Consider the following 21198-nt stretch of genomic DNA (forward strand, 5'->3'; position numbering starts at 1 on the left):
CGGCACCCGTCGCCGCCCTACGGAGACGCCCCATGAGGACGGTACCTAACGCGAGCTTCCGCCTCCTCAATTCGGAATAGACCCTCGCTCGCGGCGTCATATGGGTTCGGCAGGACCACAGCCTTGGGCGACGTGCTCAGGGCGTCTTTGACATGCACAATCAGGAACGTCTCCTTTCGGCGCTTTGTCTTGCCGGCAATTTGCATTGCCAATTCGATTTCCGAGGACCCCATGCTGAAGACGTCAGCATCCCCCTGCGTTGCCTTGACCTCCACCCGATATTGACGGCCTTTGACGACAAACCTGAAGTCACAGCCAAAGCCATCGTCCGCCAAGTTCGACTCGTACACGTACCGGCTGTTCTCTGAAATCCAAGCCGATGCGGACACTGATTCCTCTCCGTAGCGCTGACGCAGCATGCGGAACACGAATATCTCCCCAGCCAAGCCGACGGCCTCGTCGACGGTCTTCGGCTGGCGACGGGGACGCTTGGCGGGAGTTAGCGCCCTGTCTCGGGCTCCCGGCGGCCTGGCTCGGGGCTTTTCCAGTGGCGCTGTTTCATCGAGATTGAGGGGCGAGGCCGACTGCAGTGCAGAGTCCGGCAGCTCCGTCGTGAGAAGGTCCCAGAGGTTCTTCAGGTTGCCTTCCGACGCATCGAACTCCTTCCCGCAGACCTCAATGACACTCTGTCGCCGAGCCGCCGCATCTCGCGCGGCGCGGAGCCTGGCTTCGGACTCCTCCAGCTCTTGCTCCGACACCTCAAGTCTCGTGCGAAGGTCCGCGAAGGACCCCACGCCGTCCACCGCAAGGGCGAAGTCGCCACCACCGGGGAACGCTGCCGAAAACGATTTCTTCAGCATGATGAAGACCTGCTCAGGGCTCCAAGCAGCAACAAAAGCGCCGCTCCCGAGTTCCTTGGTAAAGCCCTGCAGCAGGCGGTCCACGCAGCTCTCCCACTGGGGCGCGCGTGAAGTACGTTTCAGCAGCCACGCGAGCCTGATTCGGTCAAGCTGCTTCGCCGCGCCCTGCGCGAGAGCAGCGTTCGAGCGCCCCAGTTCATCAGGGTCTACCTTGAGGTCAATACCCGCTTGCTCGAGGCCCCAAGTGAATTCTTCTGCGCTTTCCGCCAAGGCAAGCAACCCCTGCAATTCGGCGTCTGCGAGCCATCCGCCAAAGAGGTGCCCCATGGCGGCAGCCACATCGGTGAATGCGACTCGCCAGCCCGCTTCGGCGAGTGCCTGGGTTTGCCCAAGGGACATGTATGCAGAAGAGAGCGTTGCGTACGCCGCATCCCCGTTCTTGCCGCAAGCAATGGCATGACGCGCAACTCGCTTTGAAATCCAAGCAAGTTCTTCGAGCACGGCATCGAACTGCGAGCGCCACGCCTTGTTTTCCACACCGTTAAGTTGAAAGGAGAGGAGAGCCTCGTTCCATTGCGCAAGCGTTGGGAATGAGGGCCAGCGTTCCGCCAGAGTGGCGCCGAACTCAAACATGTCGTTGGTCTCGCGCGCCAGCTGGAGAAACTCTGCGCACTTTGATGCGTCGAATCCTCGGTGCTGCAACGCGGTCAGCAGTTGCTCCTCGGAGGCTGCTGCCTCAATGTCCGTAACATCCGGATGCGGACCGACAGCTCGGGCAAGCACTCGTGCGTACCGAACTGCGTATCCGACGTCACCCCGTAGATGCTCAAGGACGTGGTGAATCTCTTCCTCGCCAACCGTGCCAAGCGGCTTGAGGAGCTCGAAGATGTCCGGGGAAGCGTCTGGAAGCTTACCCACGGCGCTGAGCACGAAGCGTATGGGAAGCTGCAAGTCCTCGCGCTCAAGCGCGTGAGCGAGTGCAGGACTCAGTTCAGCCAATCGTGTCCTGCACGAATTATCGAGGAGCAGTGTTCTCGAGGTGGCGTCCCATAGGCTCGGCACTCGTTTCGACAGAGCTTGGCCATCCGGTCGCACAATCGACAATTCAAGCCCCTCCACCCAGGCGACCCTGGCCGACGCCAGCGTTTCATGACGCTCGCGGAATGCCGTTGCGTGCACAGAGCGCCCCTGGCTGACGAGCACCAGCAGGGGTGTAGCGAGCCAAGAGAGCGCGCTGTCCGACAGCAGTGCACTCCCATCGCCACTCCACGGCGCGCCGTCTATGGTCGGAAGAATCGACATTTCAGAGGCGAATTGCACGGTGCCCGGGTAGCCGGCCCGGAACCAATCGCGCAGTCTCTGGGCGGGCCTGGGCAGCATGGCGAGTACCGGCATTCCCAAGTCTTCGAGAATCCCCGAAAGTGCTGCTTGGTCAGGGAGAACAACCGGTTCTTTGGCACTGGGCTGAACCCGTTGGAGGCCGCGCTCTCGGCTCCTTACAGGCAGGAATTCCAAGCGTCCTGTGGTGGCGTCCGGTCGGAACTGTTCCCAGGCATCGCGCAGTTGCCCAAGCAGCACGTTTGCGTCGGCCACTGCCTCCGTACCAATCGCGCTTGTGAGCGCTTCCAACAGTGCCACGCTGGGGGTCTCATCCCGACCGTTGAAGACCTTCATGCCAAGTGAGCGCAACTCGTCAATGAGACCAGCCCGGGCGGCAATCTGCGCAGCGGCCGCAGCCGGCAGCGCTCGCAGGTGCGCGTAATGCCTGGCTCGGCTCGCCAATGTGTCCGCCGGAACGAGCCAGCGCTCTCGAGGGCGGTTCCAGGTAAGGCGGTCGTCCTGGATGGCCAGCCAAAGGCTGGTCCGCAGGAACAGTGACAAGGGAGTTTCGAATTTGGCTTTGCCGGTCCAGCCGCCTATCTTGGAGACGATGCCAATCTTCCACTTGACCCCTGCCCACCTCGGCAGCGCCTCCAGCAGCAAGTTCGAAAGTTGCTCCTTTTGGCTTTCGGAGAGCGATTCGAACTCCTCGAGGCCGGCGAAGGTCCACATCGCTTCAACCCGGTATTGGAAAGTGCCGTTGTACGGCAGCTGCACCTGTCGGTGCGCCGTGACAATCTCGCTCCAAAGTGCAGAACCGATGCCTGGAGGCGGCGTCGAAGGTAGGCTCAAAGCGCCGGAGCTGTAGAACGAGCTGGCCCAGTCTGCAGACGCGACCTCATGCAAGCCAAGGAAGTCCGATGCGCCGCCTCTGAGCAACAGGTCCTTGTCCGCTGCGGCACCCAGCTCCGCGAATGCAGAGTCCCTCGCTGGGAGAAGGAGTCGGCCGTAAGCCGCCTGCCCGATAGGGGAAGACAGCCCGCCCAAATAGCGCTCCAGCACATCGCCCATCGGGTCGGACCAACCCGCACCGAACATACTGTCTTTAAGCTTGTACCAGCCGCCAAGACATGGCGCCGGCAAGTCACGCAGGAGCTTGAATGTTTCTGGCGCGCCACGGCCTCTCGCCACGATATTGCGCATCAGACGCATACCCCAGGAAAAGATGTCGCGACACCTCGTCGCCTCGTCGCTTTCATGCGCCGCGGGCAGCTGCGGAGTCAGTCGGCGCAGGATGTCTGTGAATATGGTCTCGACACGGAAGGGTGCGACAAGACCCTGACCACCCAAGTACTCCCGCACGGGGTTTTGAGCGTTTCCTCTCCGGGCGTCGTACAGCTCGATTTGGTCACTCAGGAACGCAACGCTCGTTCTTAGCGTAGCCGGGACCTCGCTCGTGGAGCCGTCCGAGTCTACGTCTCCCGCATCGGGCGTTCCTTGACGGGGCGGGAAGAAGACTTTCGTCCCTCCTTCCACTTGGTGGAGCTCGCCATCCGCGCCAAGCAGCACCTTCAAGCGAGAGAGTTCCCGCTGCCCATTCGGCAGCAGCGTAAGCACGTCGCGCCAGAACGCGTTCCAATCCCCGCTCTCTCGACGAGTTGCTTCGGCGACCGAAGCAATTAGCGCCGCGAGGACCTTCACAGACATTCGAGCGGTTCCCAGGCCAGAAAACTGCTCTTTCAGAAGCTCGAACTGCTTCAGGCGCCTGCGCGACAAGTCCGGATGCAGAAGCGCGACCGCTGCAAGCTGTCTTACCAGGTCCTCGGTAAAGAACCTGCACGTCGAGAGCTCTGGGACCTGGTAAGTATCACGCAGGGCTGCCCAACCCTGTTCGGTGAGCACGAGGGGGGTCAAATTGAGGTCGACCCTTGCCCGCGAGACGGCATGCTTCATGCGCTCTGCCCATGCGTCGCCAGATTCATCCCTTCCAAGGGGGCACAGAAGGTCAAGGACCGCGCGCCCCGCATCTGTTGTGAGTTCTGCCGTTTGGCCCATCGCGGCAGCCAAGGCAAGGTCGACGGCCACATCTACGAGGTGACGGTTGTACGCATTCTCGAAGGCGATGGACGTGCGACTCATGTCGCCGTAGAACGGCGCATTCACGTGCACTGCGCTGCCAGTTGGTTCGCGGGTCGGCAGGTAGATGCTGAAGCGTCCGGGCTCAAGTTCGCCCCCGCTACGTATCGCGATGCTGACTTCCGCTTCCTGCATTTCTGGCCATTGACCTGGGAGTTCCTTAACCGCCGCTCTGACGGGCTCAGGCGCGTCCGCAATCCGGACACTCGTACGCCAGAGAAGATAGTCACGTCGCGCTCCGTTCGGCTCGGTCAGTGCCAGATGCGTGCCGCCGCAGGTGTCTTGCGTAACTGTCCGGTGGAATGAGCGCAACCCCGCCGCGCCTTGGTGAATCGTAAGTTCACGCAGGTTCCACAGGAACAGGCATGTAGACGGCTCAAGGGATGCCATCTGCTGCTGTACTTTTTTCGCCGCACCTGCCGACTTCAACGGGAGACGGACCACCGTCGCAAAGCCGGCTTGCTCTAGCTCCTGAAGGGCCGCACTTTCGCAGTTGCTCAGAGCAAAGGGAAGCAGATAAGGGGAAAGGCAACGGACCTCCTGCGCGAGCCATTCGCGGCCCATCGTCGCCACGCGGGTTCGGTACTGGGCGAGCATTTCGGGCGACCAGTGCTGCACCAGCGGCCTCCCGGACATTTCCCATACGGGAATTTCCTGGCCAAAGGCCAGCTCCGTCATCGGAGGGACCAGGGAGGCAACCGTCGATGGCCTAAACGCAAAGCAGTAGCCGTCCCAACACGGACTGCTGGCACTGCGGCGAGAGTAGATTTCCGGGGAGTCGGTAAGCTCCAAAACGCTTCGGAAACCGATGCCCTTGTTTCCGATGCTCTTTTCCGGGTCCTTGTCGCTTTGCCCGAGTGCCGAAATTCTTTCGAAGTTCGACCGGCTGAAGGGCTCTCCATCGTTGGCGACGAGGAGGCTCCCATGCTCAGAGTCGTTCTTCTCGAACCGGATATGAATTCTTCCGCCGCTTGCGCTTTCTCCGAGGGCATCGTGGGCGTTCTGAATGAGCTCGATGAGAAAGCGACCGTGGTACTGATGCTCAACCTGCTCGGTCAGGTTGTGCATGCTTCGATAATTCGAGACTCCCTCGGCGACCTCGTTCAGGAACACCCTCACCTTTGCACAAAGGTGTTCCGTGATGTGGTCGACGGCAGCCGGCGTTCCCCCTACTGTTTCTGCAGCTTCAAGCACTTTGCTCTCCTCCAGCCTGTTCTTAGCTCTGCAAGACTAGCACTGGAGGCCGGCTACTGCGATACGGCAGAAGGCTCAGCGTGCTGGACGCGCCAAGTGCCGGCCGCGGGCGCTGTGTGGCCTACCGAGGCCAGCCCACCAAACGATAGCCGTAAGGACGTTCGCTCAGCAACGGGGACTCGACCGCCACGTTTCTGAGGACTATGTTGGCAATCACCTGTGCCTGAGCAAGGAGGGCAGCAGAATTAGGTAGGAAGTGGGCTTACCCAGTTCTCCGGATGGCTCGGTTAGGCTTTTGAAGGAGCACCGCACGCTCCCATCCGTTGGCTCTGCCCCAGCCGCCTCACGCGCGACTAGCGGCCTGACACGAGCAGAATTGCTGCGCTCGTTCTAGTTTCTCGGGGAGGGTGTCCATGGCAGATATCGGCAAGTCAGTCGGCGACAGCCTTTATGTCCACCTCAGCGCTCGCATGCTGGTAACGAACGAAGCTTGGCGTGCGCTCATTGAGCAAGGTCTTGCCACTCTCCAGCCGGACGCTCGCGGCAAGGTGAATGTGGCCAAAGTGAGTAAGTCGACCCGAAGACTCTCATTTCTCGAGTACTCCAACTTTGACAGCGAGCCATTCCCTGTGTTGAGGGCCGCTTGGACATCTCAGGACGCAAGTAATTCCAATTTCGCCTTTAGGTCGTACGCACAAGCTCTCAACCCGCCAATCCTCCACCGAAAGGAGCTGCTGGTCGCTCCTGACCATCCGTATCGGAAAGCATGGGCCCAAATTACGGAGATTGCTGAGGGGCTGGGGTTGTTCGACGACACAAGAACCATTGGATTTCGGCTGAATTGGGAGCGTCTAATTGAAGGGCGTGGCTACAGATTGGTTGGCGAGCAGTTCGAGCCGCTCGGCAACGTCATCGACACTTCTGATGGGCAGCCTAGCGTGCGTGCGCATGCGGAGGTTCAGAGGCACCTGACCGCCTTAGCCAGGACGAATCTCTCCGCGCCTGTGCAGCTGCTTCTGCGCCATGGCCTCATCACATCGACGATTCAATTTTTTGACTACGGCTGCGGCAAGGGTAATGACGTCGAGACCCTGAGGGCACTGGGTTACACCAGCGCGGGCTGGGACCCTCACTTTGCTCCGCACAACAGCATTCCTCCGCGTGCTGATGTGGTGAATCTCGGCTTCGTTATCAATGTCATCGAGGATGCAGCGGAGCGGGTCGAAGCTCTGTCGCGTGCGTTCAGTATCTGCAGCGGCGTGATGACAGTCGGTGTAATGCTGCGAACGTCGGACACCCTGGGGCGGCCATTTCAGGATGGAGTTCTCACCTCCAGAGGGACATTCCAAAAGTACTTCTCGCAGGATGAAATAAAGGACTACATAGAGCAGGTTTTGAGCCAGGAAGTTGTCATGGCGGCTCCGGGCATAGCGCTTGTATTTGCGGACAAAGGCATGGAGCAGCGCTTTCTCTCGGACCGCTACCGAACTAAAGCGGTTTCCGAACGCCTTCTTTTGATAAGTCGACGGGAGAAGGCTTCGATAGTTGGGCCGGCGAATCCGAAGCAGACCAAGATTCGCAAAAAGTCGCGACACAGACCCCAAGCGAGGACCTCGCTAGAGCGCCGCATAGTGGAGGCGCAGCCTGTTCTTGACACACTCTGGCACATTGCGCTTGAACTGGGCCGATTTCCAGAGGCCGCCGAGCTCCCACCCGACCTGAGTCTCCGCCCAATAGTTCCGTCCCTCTCGAGCGCAATTCGATTACTACGGCACGGATATGACCAGTCATTGCTGTACCGCGCTCGAAAGGCACGCATCGACGACTTGACGTTGTATCTTGCAATGCAGCAGTTCGCCAAGCGCCCTCGCTACAAAGCGCTGGAGCCGCGCCTGCAAACGGACATTCGCTGCTTTTTCGGGGATTACTCCAGCGCCATTACTGCCGCGCGGTCTCTTCTGACCCAGTCAAGCGACCTGTCACTCCTATTGGCCGCCGCTAAGACGTCAGCCGAAGAAGGACTTGGCTGGCTGGACGCGGAGCATTCCCTGCAGGTTGAGGCGGATTTGGTGGACAGGTTGCCGATAGTAATGCGTGCCTTCGTGTCTTGCGGTCTGCTTCTCACAGGGGGTGGGCACGATGCTTCAGTGCTCAAGATTCATCTTAGTTCCGCCAAGCTAACGCTGATTGAATGCGGGGACTATCACTGCACGCCCGTGCCTTCAGTAAAGCGACGCATAAAGGTGAACCTTCGCAGGCTCCGGTATGACGTCTTTGAGTATGGCGATGCGTACCCGGCGCCCAACCTGTATTGGAAAAGCCGGTATATGCACGAAGACTCGCCTGGGTATGCCGAGCAGCTTGCCTTTGACGAAGCTCTCGAGGCAACAGGCGCACTAGATGATTCGCCCTTCGGTCCGCCTCCAGAGGTTCTCGCCAGACATCTCGCGCTGCGCCGGCTTGAAATCCGCGGCATGGAGCTCCTGCCGAGTTCAACTTTGCCTGATTTGGACGCGCCTTGCGGAGCGCACTTCAGTTTTCGAGATTTTGTGGAGTGCGGTGAGACTCAGCAAGCTTCGCTTATTGAGAATCGGCCGATGCGCTCCGAAACCTATAACGCTCTGTATGGCCTTGCTACGCAAATCCTTGACCCCGTAATCGAGTGGTTTGGCGGTATCAAGCTGACTTATGGGTTTTGCTCACTGAGTCTCCAGAGACACATTTCGCATCGGGTTGCTCATTCGATTGACCAGCACGCATCTGAAGAGACAAACACGTCCGGCAAGCTCATCTGCTCTCGCGGCGGAGCGGCCTGCGATTTTCTGGTCGAGAACGAAGACATGCTTGAGGTTGCCCGGTGGATGGTGGCCAACACACCGGTAGACCGCCTGTACTTCTATGGAGTGACCAGGCCCATTCATGTGAGCTGGTCCCGGACACCAGCAGCAGAGGCGTTTGAGATGCTAGCTCTGCCGAGCGGGCGCCGAATACCCAAGAAGCTGCGGTTCGGGGACGTCGGACAGGACACTTGATGGGCGTGTCGATACACGCGTCGGGTCAGAGCTCAGGACATGGGAGTAAGGGTTTACCCTTTGGATTCTAAAATAACGGCATTTTAGATTGCCGATTCCGAAATTTTAGACTATTGTCGGGGCACTTTAGAGGAACCCATGGCCCGACTGAATGTTCACGCCGAGCGCGTCCAGGAGCTCATTTCGACACAGGTCCAACCTTTATGGCTGGCGACTGGGAGCGTTGGCGCGACTGCGAAGGTGCTGAATGACGCTCTCGCCTTAAGAGGGCACCGGTCGGTGCACGCGAATAGGCTCCACGGCCTTCTGTCTGATGATGCCTCTCGAGGGCTAAATGAAGCCACTCTCCAACTTATCGAGTTGGGCGCCCATCTAGCACTCCAGGACAATCCAGAGCTCACGCCTCGTGCTGCGGTGGCCTCAGAGGCGTTGGCTACTCGCGCAAGAACACTGAAGCTCATGGGTGGGGACACGACTATGCTGTCTGAGCAGCTGTCTGTGCCACCGGCCATTGCGAGACTTCTCCTTAAGCCTCAACTAACCACCCTTAGCGCAGGCGAACGCATTCAATCGCCAAAGCCGGGGCGAGGTGAGCCTGACTGGAGCTTTCAGGACACCGCCGTTCAGCGCTGCCTAGACGCACTAGGTCGGCGGCCTTTCGGTCGAATCGGACTGGTGTTGCCGACGGGGGCCGGCAAAACCCGGACCGCCCTCCGCGTCGCCCTTCGGATGCTGGCGGGCCACCCAAAGAATGACTCCGTCGTAGTTTGGGTCACGCACCGGAAGAACCTCAGGCAGCAAGCGCATCGGGAGCTCCTGAAGATGATGGCGGCGCGGCAGCCAGAAACTCTGATGTCCAGTGCAGCGGAGCTGGAGGACCGTCTCCAATTCGTGATGCTGGGGGAGGCAGCCACGACAGGGTGGTCATCCGAGCGTGCCATTGCTTTGGTGGTTATTGACGAGGCGCATCACGGTGCGGCCCCAACCTACCAACGGCTGCTAGGAATGTTGGGAGGAACACCCGCTCTGCTTTTAACAGCCACTCCGAACAGACCGGACCGACTCCCAATTGGAATTGACGAAATTGCTTTTACTACGACGTATCGGGAGCTTGCCGAGAAGGGCGCCATTCTCCGGCCCACCTTCCTGGATTTTCCGGTGGAGGATTTCGATTGGTCGCAGGACGCCGTTGAGGAACTAGCGGAGTACGTACTTGAGCACGCTCGAACTAAGGGTAGAAAGACGCTCGTATTAGCGCCGCGCGTGGACCGCGTGCAGGAGTTTTATGAGGCTCTGTGTTCGCGGCTCAGCCAGGCGGGCGACAATCCTCTGAGTTTGGATGATATTGGCTACGTGGTGGGCGAGGGTAATTCGCTTGGAATTGACAACGAAGATTTTCTCAATCGTTTCGCCTCCCAACCCCGTGCAATTCTTGTATCCGCTCAGATTCTCCTAGAAGGCTTTGATGACCCAGGAATAGACACGGTCATTTTGACGTACCCGTCGTCAAGCGTTATCCGGCTTATGCAGGCTGCCGGACGGTGTGTCCGGTACTCGCCTGGCAAGACCTCCGCCTATGTCATCCAGGCAAAAAATGCCGACGTTGCGTACCACTTCGACCAGCGGTGGCTGTACCAAGACATCGATGACTATCTTCGGCCACAACTCATTGACGTCGAATACGCAAGCTCAGAAGACCTCGTGCGAAGGGCTACTGAGATTCTGGATGCGCACCACGTAGATGAAGGTGCTTGCGCGCGAATCCTAGAGCAGGTTCGGCACGTCCAACCGGGCGAAACGTGTCGTCTGTTTCTTTATGGGCTCCCGTATTTCGGACCAAAAGAAGACTTCCAGGCGGATAGTAGGTGGGGCGGGGCTCTCGAAACAGACGAAACCTCTACTCGCGTGCGAACGCTCTTCAACGGCTTCTGTGCACTCGGAGCGGACCTATCTGACCCATCTGACTACTTGCTGCGCGACGGTCCGAGTCTAGGCATTAGCCGCGACCTTTCCGCCGGCAGTCCATGGCGCGAGTTGACTGGTCTCCTGACCTCAAGCTACTTGGCAAAGCGGGAGATGAGCGGGGACACGGCGGGGCACGAGAGCCATCGACAGTACAAGAAATGCGGCGCCTCAAGCTGGCTGAAATATGTAACCTTCACACTTCATCGCTCGGTTCCCAGTGAACTCGCTGAGTTCCTCCAAGACTGTCATAACAGGGAAGCTGTTCAACACACGTACGTCGTTGAACCCTCAAGGTGGTGTGCACTAGCCAAGACACCTTTGCCAGCAAGCGGGGCCGAGGGCTTTCTTCTAAGCTCAGCTGCGTGGCAACAACTCGTTCTCGCTATGCAGGAACTCAAGGCTAGGCTGGGTTCTTGCGCCCCTGCCGACCAAGTGTCTGTGCTCGCGCATTTTCTGGAGGGCTCTTCGTACGACCTCATTCCGTATCGACTATTTCGCCGCATTGAATTCCTTGTGAGTCCCGCCTCTTGGAAGGAGCGGACGCTAGCACTTGACGAATCGACCATCTCTCTGAAAGAGGACCAGCATGACCAAACCACTCGCACCCACTGACGACCTCATGGAACAAAAACCAGTCCCGTTTGAGAAGTTGTTTCTTGACCCGAATAACCCAAGAATCGCTCAGGAGCATCCCCCAGGCTACGACGACCCGACTGGTCTGTTCGATATTGAACATCAGGCTCATCTCGAAAAACGAGTCCGAGCAGCTTATACGGGCGTCGACGCCCTTCAAGATTCAATAATTAAGCAGGGCTGGATTCCCATTGACCCAATAATTGTTTGGGAGCACCCCAAACGAAAAGGGTTTTACGTAGTGGTCGAGGGCAACACACGAACTGTTGCACTGCGCTACCTGAGAGGCGAGCGTCTCGACCAAGAGAAAAAGGCGTTGGAGAAGCTGAAGAAGTCCTCGTCACCTGCCCAACATATTGTGCAGGCGCAAGAGGAGGTGGTCCGCTCTTTAGAGGCTGTGCGGGCGGCGACAGACAACCTGAAAGTCTTTCCTCTCGCAGCCGGGTCCGTAGAGGAACTGCAGCAGAAGCTTCCGCGCTTACTCGGCGTACGCCACATTGCCCATGCACAGCAATGGCAGCCATATGCCACAAACCTGTACATCCTCTCACTGTACGAGAAGCTATATCGGGAAACTTACAGCGACGGTCGCAAGCTCACGCTCGAGCCTCAACTGGTCAAACGTGTCGCAGACATGGTCTCAAGAAAGGAGCTGACTACGCGAAGAAATATGCAGGCCGCCGCTGCGTTTACGGACTTCAAGCGGAAGTTTGAACACCGGTTGCCCGAAGGCGAGAGCTTCCAGGATGCAGACCAGTACTACTTCGAGCAGATACTTCAGTCTCGGTTCACGCAAGACCAGTTTGAATTCGGAAAAGATGCTCTTGACCTGCCTGACGAGCGTGCAGAAGTGCTTTTTCAGTGGGCCTTTTCCAAGCCTCGAGACAGGTCAGGCACCGATGACGACGCCGACGAAAACGTCTTTTACAAGGCTGAGAGCGTCGGGTTGTGGAGCAAAATGAACAACTACGACGTACGCAAGGGCACGCCGTTCTCCAAGATGCTGAATGTCGACGCTCCAGAAGAGGCCCCGTCAATTCGTGTGGTGGAAGCGCAGTATCTTGCACATAAGGCGCGTCGGTCAGCGGTGGACACACTGGATTCGCTCCGGACGGCGTTGCAGGAACTTAAAGGCGACGCGTTATTGTCGCAGCAGGAGCATCTTGAGCCTATGCTCGAAGAAATCGTGTCAGTCGCCAGCAAGTACGTGAAGATGATGAAAGCCGTCACGTCCTAACTGGAGCTGAGTTGTGTCGAGCGCGTATAGCATCCAGATGGCAGGAGCGGTGCGGCGCTGGCTCATCGGACTGAGTCAACGCCGGACAAGCGCGACTTACGGGGAACTGATGGCGCGCTTCGAGCTGACGTTTGCGGACGCGCGGTCTGCTCTCCGCGCAATCGCGCTTGAATGCCGCACCAACAACGAGCCTCTCTTGCCTTGCCTTGTTGTAGGAACTCGCACGAGACGTTCGTTGAAGGAGATTAGATATCGATTCCGAGTTGATGACGAAGACTCGGAAAGAACTAGCTGCTATGCGTTCTGGGAAAATCGGTCGGCACCTCTTGCAACGGGGCGGCACTTGCTTCACAGCCCAAGTCCCTGGTCAGGATTTGCCTGGTCCGCCACTCGCCCTCACCAATCCGCTTTTCGGTCGGCTGTCTTCGAAGCATGCGCTGGCAGGTGCGTCATAACTGGTTGCGACGTTCCTGATGCATTGGAGGCAGCTCATCTCACGGGACGCAGCTGGAGGTCAGGGTTCAATACAGCGGACGATGGCGTGTTGCTCCGCCGGGACTTGCATGCGCTGTACGACTGCGGAATGCTATGTTTCGACCGGTGCGGGCGGGTGCGCCTGTCTACAGCGGCTCGGGCCCACTACTCCCAGTACGAGGGCTTGGAAGTTCGTTTGCCCCGCCATATGAGCGCGCCTCCTAACAGCGCGCGGATGAGGAGAGCTACGGTGCCGGCACAAGTGCGTCGGAATTGGCAAGCATGAAAGACAAACCACGATGCACGTGAAGACTCACGAGCTTGCGGAGCTCCGGGCTAGTGCTCGGAATTGAATGCTTTGTGCAGATTAAGTCCACGTAAACCGGACCCGCGTCGCCCGCAAGCGTATCCCAATCAATCTCCAGACCACCTACGAAACTGAGTGCCTCGTCTGGAATGTCCAAGGATTGTGCGAGCGAAGCGCAAATCGCGTGGCGGCATAGGACGTTGTAGTGCTCAATGCCAGTTCGCCGCTTAAGGGTGCTGAGCTGCTGCTTGGCAGCTCCGCTCAGCCGAACTCGGTCGATACCACTCATGCTGCAAGTTCCTCCATAACCCGAGCTTGACTGCTGTGCTGCTCATCTGAGTAGGACAACGTGTAAGCGCCAGTCATATGACGGCGCATGTCCGCCAAAAGCTCTTCGTCGACTTCTTCGTCTGTGGACAGAACGATAACCTGATGTGAAATTCTGGAGAAAAATCTCTGAACAAGACTTTTTCGATGCTGCTTGTCCAGTCTCGCAAGCGGCGTGTCGACTACGACGGGAAACATTCCTTTCCGCTCCCGAATGAGGGCGCTAAGCACAGCTATGGCCAGCAATTGCCGCTCGCCTGCTGAGAGTCGCTCCATCGGCAGCTCGCGTCCTTGGGTGCCCGTAATGGTGACCTGATAGGTCAGAGGGTGGACGGAAACGCGGGAGAAAAGCCGCTGCTTCCTCATGAGCGCCTTAAACTCAGCTGTAATCATGTCCGAAAGCCACTCAGCTTTGGCGGCCAACAAGTTCTCCTTGAACTGAGAAAGAACCACTCGTGCCCGCTGGCTTCCGGCAATAGCTCGTTCTTCCAACGCCTGGCCTCGAAACTGCTTACCCAGGCGCTCTCTCGATGCCTCAAGACGTAGGTCCAAGCGCTTCAAAATAGCGTCGCATTCCCCATGTTCCTTCTCTAGGCGATTCACCTCGGACTCTGCCTTCGCCAAGGCCTTTGATTCTTGCTGCATCTGGCTGAGGATGTCTCGGAGACGGTCCTCTTCTGGAACTGCCGAGACGCGCTTCTGCGCCTTTTGAAGCTTCGTTCGCGCCAGCGCCAACTCCTCAACGGCGGCCTGATGACTAGCTGCCGCTTGTTCGACGCGCAGCTTGAGCGTACGTGGGTCGGACTTGGAACAGAGAAGCCGCGGTAATGCACCCAGCACTCGGTACTTCTCTCCTTCTTCATCAAGTACGCCGCGAAGGTGAGCCATCGCTTTAGAAGGAAGCACATCCTTCATAGAGGCAAGGACGCGCTCGTCACGGCGGACCATCTCTCGTGAAACGTGTTCGGCAACTGCCGTCTCTCGCTCCTGTTCCCATTGCGCCGTATACGTTTTCCACAACTCGCCGAGTTTCGCGAATGGTACATAGGGGTCCGCCAAAGACTCCCGAACCGCGGCGAGTGCTTCCTTAACCGCCGCGTCTGCAGCATCCACATTTGCCTGCAGCGCAGCCGCATTTTGGTAAGCATCTAACCCAGACCGTTTCGCCTTTTGGCTGAATCGACGGAAGTTGATTTGTGCAACGTCGAGCTCAGTACGTGCGCGCGCAAGCTCGTCTCTTGCAGTACAGACCCGTTGAAGTGCCTGAACATGCTGACCGTCCAGCAGTTCAAGTTCGTCCTTTGCCTCAGCATACTTGGACATCTGTTCCCGCGAGCGGAGCATCGAGCGACGCTCAACGGCAATCAAGTCTTTGCCTAGAGCTTCAATTCCACCAATGCCCAAGAACGCTTCCGTCGCACGTCTCAGCATGTCCGGGAGGGTTCGAGGGCTAGCTAACGACTCTATGCGCTCCCCATCGAACAAAAACAGCTGGGCGAGCTCGGCTGGGAGAATAGAGTCGATGAAGTCCTCCCATTCGGAAGCGAGCTCAAAGTCTGGAGACTTATCTCGGAGAATTTCAAAACGTTCACTGGTGCGCCCGCGAGCCTCCCAGGTTCGAACGAGTGTCAGTTCCTCTGCGACGCCTTCGATTTCGACGCGAATCCCAAGTTCGACCTCTGCCGGCCCTGTTGCGTCCGCTCGGTGTAGCCCCGAAATCAGTTGTTCATACTCGCCTGCCCGCGAAGCAGAAAATGCACGGCTTCCATATAGCGCAACTTGAATGCAGGTCAGAAGTGTTGTCTTTCCGCTTCCGTTTAGCGCACGGACCAACACGATGGGTTTCCCGCTTCCAACGGCCAAGTTCAAGACTTGCCTGTCTCGGAATGGCCCAAGATTGGAAATCGCGATGTGGGAAAAAGTTACTTTCGCCATCGTTAATCCGCGTTCGGCAAGACTTGTATGCTCCGGATTGGAATCACTTTTTGCGCAGAGTGTCCCTCCAGAAGTGCGTCGAGAACTTGGCCCTCGTCCACGTTTTCTTTGAGCTGGCCGCGGTCCGGGTTGTCGCCCGACTCGACTAAGTGCTGTCGCGCATATTGCAGCGCATCAGCTTCGTCCAGGAAAGCGTAGGCTTTAAGGACGTTCTCAAGCTCGTTCAATTGCTCGGAACGGCGTCGACTCTGCAATCCGCGAAACCCTACAGCAAGGAGAGAACGAGTCATTTTGTATAGCTCGTCAACCCGCGCAGCAGATAGAGGCTCAGACTCAGTAGCGCTAGTTTTCGCTGAATTTACCCAGCCGGTAGCCGCAGTCCGCAACAAGCCGAGGTCAGTTCGCTCAAGTGGCATCGGCTCAAGCTCGCGTCCAGGATAAGGCACTCCCATGACGCGGGTGTAAATCTCAGGAACCCAGTCCTCAATTTCACCCTTTTCTACTACCCATAAACTACGAATTGCGTCCAGCTCTTCTAACGATATTAGTTCAATGTCGCCAAACCCTTGAGCCCGCCCTGCTTCACGCACTTGTTGTTGCGTGAGGAGAAGTTGCTCGAGTAGCTCCCTCCGCCTTTCCTGGGAGTAAGGCCCGTGCACCAACCGGTCGTTCATTAGTATCAACTGTCCGTTCATTCGCCTGAAGTCGCGAAAGTCACGGTCGTCGACAGCTAGATACGTGTTTCTGAAATGTAGTATGGGCTGCATCCATGCCTTTTCCTTGTCGTTTTGAATCATCGCGTGCATGGACTTGTCCTGAGTAACCATGGTGCACACGTAGCAACCAAACCGACTATCGCCGCAGCTTGGCGTCGATTTATCTACGACGATGGGGCACTCGGAGTCAGGTGTAGCGCCTCTGTAGATGTCGAACAAGTCCTGGTTGTCGACGCCCCACGGGTTTTTGTTAGAGATGATGTATTCCCACACGTCATCACTCGACCATGTTTCGATTGGCAGATACACCCAAACGCGCGACAGTTTTGGGTCCTTGTTACGGCTAAGCCTTTCCCGTGTACTGGAAGCATACGTATCCATAACCTTGTCACGGGCCGAACTCTCGCCGCGGCGCTGGCCCAGAACAAGAATCGCCTCTCCACATTGGTCTGACAGACTCTGAATAAATGCGGTGGAAGCGGAGATTTTGAGACGGTCAGTGCACCAACGAAACTTGGGTCGAGGGGCCGGGTATCCCTTCCCAATCAGATTTACCCAGAACCTATGCTCAAGCGCAGGAGTGAGCCGATGCGCCTGAATCGGTAGCCCTTGCCGCGTGGCGGCCAGGTTCATACTCTTTAGCGATACGTCCACCCATGCTGCGATGACCGGGTTCTCGACCAAAGTGTCTGTACTTATAACGTGGACCGGCTTGAATCTTCGACGGTCTGAAGGCAAACTGGAAATTGCATTCCAAATCAGTTGCAAGGAAGCAGTGGAGTCCTTGCCACCGCTGTAGCCAACTATCCATGGCATCGAGTCGGACATGTACAAGTCCTGAATCTCGCGAGTAATGTGTTCAACGCTTGCTGGCATGTAGTCCTTCTAAGTGTCAGCGGCGCGCGGACGCCCAAGCATTCTCTGCAGCCTGTTCATCCGGCTCTAGGCTCAATCCGAGCGTCTTCTTAATTTCATTGCACGTAAGCGTTACGTTTTGGCCTGACTTTGCCATGGAGCCACCAACCATCGCCCGCCCTTCCCAAGTCTGAGCGTTGCTCCTAGCCCAATCGAGCGTCCGTAGCTTCTTGATACGGCGGCGAACTTCTGAAGGCGAATGAGTGAGGAGCGAGCGACCAGCCCTTCCCAGCGCCTGGAGAACGATGGCGTGGCAGTGAATGAAGTCCTGTCGCACCTCACCTGAAGTCATCTTCGCCTCGCGTACGTACGTCCATTCAGGTATTTGTTCGCTAACCGCGCTCCAGAAATCCTGCGACTGCTGCGCAGCACGTGGAAAGTCAACCAAGACTTTTTCTGGGAGGAGCTCCAACGTTGCAAAGTTCAGTGCGCTGAGCGTGAATAACTTCCGCGACCTCGGCGACAACGTCGAGCGCTCCGATTCCACCAAGTTCTTGAAGACTGGCGACGTCAAACTCAAATGCTTCGCGACACGACCAGCAGCGCTGCGCTGGTCGTACAGAACGCCAATCGAAGCAGAAGGTTTGACGGCATGACGATTTAGGTCCGCGAACATCTGCTGGCATCGCTCAAGTCCGCGGTCCACGAAGAACACGACTGCGATGGTCTCATCAGCGAGTTCCGGCGCCTCGAGCAAAGCTGCCTCGATGGCCGCCCGCCGATGCTGACCATCATTGACGATGAACTTTGCATCCATTGCAACTTTCAGCGAGCCGACACGTGCCGGCACGCCTGGCTCTGGATTTACGGGGGAAAACTCAATCGGCCCGTCGATAGATGCCGTAATGGCGGAAAACGTGTAGTCCGTCTTGTTCGCCAGTATGTAGCGCGCGATTTCCGGAACTCGACTCTTGTTCAGCGACCGCTGCGCCCGAAGCTCGGGCAGCAACTCTTCGTCGTCGAAGTGAAATAGCTTAGACAACAACCGAAGCGGGCACATTGACACGTAGTACTCGCGCCCAGCCTGGACCCCGCGTATAGCTGGGAACACGTACCTGAAGCTTGTATCGACGTTGGCCACTTGTTTCTGCAACGTTTGTCTGTTTACATGCAAACGTTTGTCATCCTAGCACAACGCGTGAAAAACGGAAGAGCTCTTGCCACGCTTGCTCGCTGCTCAGCTCCCTAAGAAATCCACTTGCCGACGGCTCTGTTCTGGGAATCGTCCGACCGCAGGGCGACCGGCACTGACCCGTTAGGCGGCCCATGGGGCTGCAAGTCACTCGCCAGGAATGCGGGTCACGGGCTCCCTAGTCCCGTCGCGCGCCGCAACAGAAGCCGAGCCTCGTGTCGTGAGGCCGATTCAAAGCATTCCAGCGCTGGGCTTGGGGGGCGCAGCAGCCCGAATGGTCAAGCCACAGCGTTCATCGCCCTACCCAGACTACTCCGACCTACGCACCCTTTCGCGCGTGCGGGGCCCGCGGAGCTCTCGGATGGTCGGCGTCGCCACGAGGGCTGCCTGAAGGCGAGTGAGCGAGGGCGTCATCACCTCGAGGCGGCGCCATCTGGCCGGCGACCGCGGTCTTGAGCCCTCTCCCAAGCCCCGACGGACAGCACCTGTCTCTATACGGCGCGGACTGTTGACGGAGCACCCGACTCTAAAACGGGTGCTAGCCCTTTTTAGACCCAGAGGGAATCGGCCGTCGCTACACGCAGTGGACTCAAGGTAGTGCGCCGCTTATCTCGAGCGGCGCTGCTTGATGGTCCACGGGGAGGTTCACGGCTTGAGTGCCGTACTTCATTAACCAAGTTCGTGCCTAGCTCGCCTAGTTGCGACCACCGCCTGCCCCGGGCACGACAGCCCGCCCCTAAAGCGCAATCGCGTGCCGCCAACCGTTTTAGAAGAGCCGTTGCTATACGAAGTAAGCGCATAGCTGTGTGTGCGACTCCTTCCGCGGTTGGGGTAGCTCACGGGGATAACTAGGGGTTCGTGGACGAGAAGCCAGAGTGGCGACAGGTCGACTTCCTGGGGAAACACCTGGCTTTGCGCGATTCCTCCGTGAGCGTGCCTTTCACGCGCCCGTGAGTCCACCGCGTTACTAGCAGCATTGTCATGAATCCTACAAACATCTCCCCGGCATTCGCGTACTCGTACGCCGACCTAAAGTCTATTGGCCTACAAAAACTCGAAGAGAACGGTGTCTCCAAAGGAGTCCGCAACAACTACCAAACCGCCCTCAACTCTTGGATGAAAGCGCTGGGCCTCGCCGCAGGTACGCGCGTTGGCGAGGAGATGGAACTCTCATTCGACGGTTCTTGGACTCGCGTCATGGATGAGCTTCGGCTTCAGGGCAAGAGCCCGCGCACTATTCAGGACAGATGCGAGCTGATGCTGCGGTGGCAGACCATGCTGAAGGACATGGCAAGCGAAGACAACCTGCCACAGGACTTCTCAGCGGCTCTTGCCGAGTGCATGCGCCGGGTCGGCATGACCACTGGAGACTTAGAGCGGTGCACGGGAGTCCTGCTTCGACGCATCCGCCACTGGCAAACCGGCAAACAACGTCCGACATCCGGCTCTCTCGCCGACGTTGCAGCCCTTGAGAGCGGCCTTGGTCTCAAAGCCGGCACTCTGTCTTCCAGGCTCCCGCGAGCAACGAGCATTAGGGCCGCACTAAGGGCGATGGCCGAGGAAGGCACAACCTGCAGTACCGCCTTTGGTGCGCGCATGAAGACCATCAGCCTGGCATGCCTGAAGTACTCGCGACAGCCGGACGGCAAGTTGCTTGAGCAGTGGCGCGACCTCATCGCTTACAAAGTAGACGTTCTTCGGGATGGTGTGCGGGGGCACGATGTATGGCGTCTCAAAGCGTTGAAATCAAGTGGTTGTCGATTGAACAATTCCAATGTATGGGAGGGGAAAGTGTGCTCCGCTGCCGACGCCTGCTGGGGGTTTCTGGGCGGCTACTTCGGTTGGTTATCCCTAGAAAAGGTCAAGGGTGGTGCTGGCATCGAGCGGGAGAGGGTCGACTCCCTTGCATGGTTGTTACGGAAGGAGAAGGTCTTTGAGTACTTCAATTGGCAGCAGCGTCGGGCAGGACTCATTCACAAGGGGTTGCTGCAGACCCTGAACGCGTGCTGCATGTTGCTGCGGCCAGAAACCGGTTGGATTTGGCTTAATGACGAGCTCATTGGGTCCGTGGACGAACGCGATGCCGTCATCGACGTCATAGGCCTGACCGCTGGAGCGCGCCAGAACGCTTGGCGTGCCAAGTGTGCCGAGCTTCACTCTGCTTACGCTGAACGTGTGGCGAGGCTTGAGAGCACGGGAAGCATCAAGCCTTCGAGAGACAAATGGGAGGCCATTCAAGACATCGTGAGCTCAAAGCGGCCGCTGCAGGAGGTGGCACGCATGATTGCGCAGTTAGAACGCATGGAGCCGCTTTCCTCAGCGCGCATGGAGCATTCCACCTGGACCCGAGACGTGCTGCTCCTGAAGATGCTCTCGTCGAACCCGCTGCGCGTCCAGCACTTCGCAGTCATGAAGTACACGCGAGACAACAAGGGAAATATCTACCGCAAGGCAGAAGGCGGTTGGGGACTTAGATACGACCCCTCAGATTTCAAGAACGAAAGATTTGCATCACAAGAAGCGTACAACGCCAACGTTCCGCAAGCACTTTGGCCTGACATCGAGAGATACCTGAACGTTGGCCGACCCAATCTTGCTGCGGCTGATTCACCCTACTTTTTCCTACGCGCCCCGTGCGGTCCGGCTTCCGCCGACGACTCAGTTTTTGGCTGCGATGCGACTGAACGGTACGGCATGTGGCGTAGCGAAGGCATGACCGGCCGTATCCGACAGATGACGGCGGTTTTAAGACCAGGGCGCCCCGGCTTCGGACCGCACAGCTTCCGACATATCTGCGCCACTGACTTCTTGAAGCGATTTCCCGGCGCATATGCGTTAGTGGCCAAGCTGCTGCACGACAAGCTGACCACAGTCCTACGGGACTACGGGCATTTAGAGGTGCAGGACGGACTTGACAGGCATTTCGAGGCGTTTACCTCGGAGCTGGAGGCGGCGCGGCTCTGATTGGCCAGCACAAATAGGGCTGCGCTCTTCACCGAGCGGAGGTGCTCAGCT

10 protein-coding genes are annotated in these 21198 nt (G+C 58.0%); 5 read left to right on the top strand and 5 right to left on the bottom strand.

Annotated features, from left to right (window positions below):
• Positions 1-17: 17 nt before the first annotated feature.
• Positions 18-5510, bottom strand: coding sequence for a sacsin N-terminal ATP-binding-like domain-containing protein (locus tag ACFPOE_RS01965; protein ID WP_376848315.1), 5493 nt, complete (start codon positions 5508-5510; stop codon positions 18-20).
• A gap of 413 nt (positions 5511-5923) precedes the next feature.
• Between ACFPOE_RS01965 and ACFPOE_RS01970 the strand changes: the two genes are divergently transcribed.
• From ACFPOE_RS01970 to ACFPOE_RS01985, 4 genes are all read left to right on the top strand, one after another.
• The gene (locus ACFPOE_RS01970; RefSeq protein WP_376848316.1) at positions 5924-8542 is read left to right on the top strand and encodes a DNA phosphorothioation-associated putative methyltransferase; all 2619 of its coding nucleotides are present in this window, start codon (positions 5924-5926) and stop codon (positions 8540-8542) included.
• 477 nt (positions 8543-9019) lie between these two features.
• Positions 9020-11119, top strand: a complete 2100-nt coding sequence (locus ACFPOE_RS01975; protein WP_376848317.1) for a DEAD/DEAH box helicase — start codon at positions 9020-9022, stop codon at positions 11117-11119.
• Positions 11094-12377: a hypothetical protein gene (locus ACFPOE_RS01980; RefSeq protein ID WP_376848318.1), complete on the top strand. Its 1284-nt coding sequence runs from the start codon at positions 11094-11096 to the stop codon at positions 12375-12377. Before ACFPOE_RS01975 ends, ACFPOE_RS01980 begins: the two co-directional genes overlap by 26 nt.
• Before the next feature lie 109 nt (positions 12378-12486).
• Positions 12487-13137 (top strand): HNH endonuclease, encoded by a 651-nt coding sequence (locus tag ACFPOE_RS01985; RefSeq protein WP_376848319.1) that lies wholly within the window; start codon positions 12487-12489, stop codon positions 13135-13137.
• On the opposite strand, the gene dndE is transcribed toward ACFPOE_RS01985, so the two are convergent.
• The 4 genes from dndE to dndB are packed head-to-tail and all read right to left on the bottom strand — an operon-like array spanning position 13097 to position 18132.
• Entirely contained in the window at positions 13097-13447 is a 351-nt protein-coding gene (gene dndE, locus ACFPOE_RS01990) for a DNA sulfur modification protein DndE (protein WP_376848320.1), read from the bottom strand. The genes ACFPOE_RS01985 and dndE overlap by 41 nt on opposite strands.
• A complete protein-coding gene (dndD, locus tag ACFPOE_RS01995) occupies positions 13444-15420 on the bottom strand; it encodes a DNA sulfur modification protein DndD (RefSeq protein ID WP_376848321.1) in 1977 nt (658 codons plus the stop codon). Before dndD ends, dndE begins: the two co-directional genes overlap by 4 nt.
• Before the next feature lie 2 nt (positions 15421-15422).
• Positions 15423-17012 (bottom strand): DNA phosphorothioation system sulfurtransferase DndC, encoded by a 1590-nt coding sequence (dndC, locus tag ACFPOE_RS02000; protein ID WP_376848322.1) that lies wholly within the window; start codon positions 17010-17012, stop codon positions 15423-15425.
• Between the two features lie 16 nt (positions 17013-17028).
• Complete coding sequence (gene dndB / locus ACFPOE_RS02005; RefSeq protein WP_376848323.1) at positions 17029-18132, bottom strand: DNA sulfur modification protein DndB; 1104 nt, start codon at positions 18130-18132, stop codon at positions 17029-17031.
• A 1032-nt stretch (positions 18133-19164) separates the two neighbouring features.
• On the opposite strand from dndB, the gene ACFPOE_RS02010 reads away from it, so the two are divergent.
• Complete coding sequence (locus tag ACFPOE_RS02010; protein WP_376848324.1) at positions 19165-21147, top strand: hypothetical protein; 1983 nt, start codon at positions 19165-19167, stop codon at positions 21145-21147.
• The last annotated feature ends 51 nt before the right edge of the window (positions 21148-21198 follow it).

The organism is Caenimonas terrae, from assembly GCF_042655405.1.
Taxonomy (GTDB): Bacteria; Pseudomonadota; Gammaproteobacteria; order Burkholderiales; family Burkholderiaceae_C; genus Ramlibacter; species Ramlibacter terrae_A.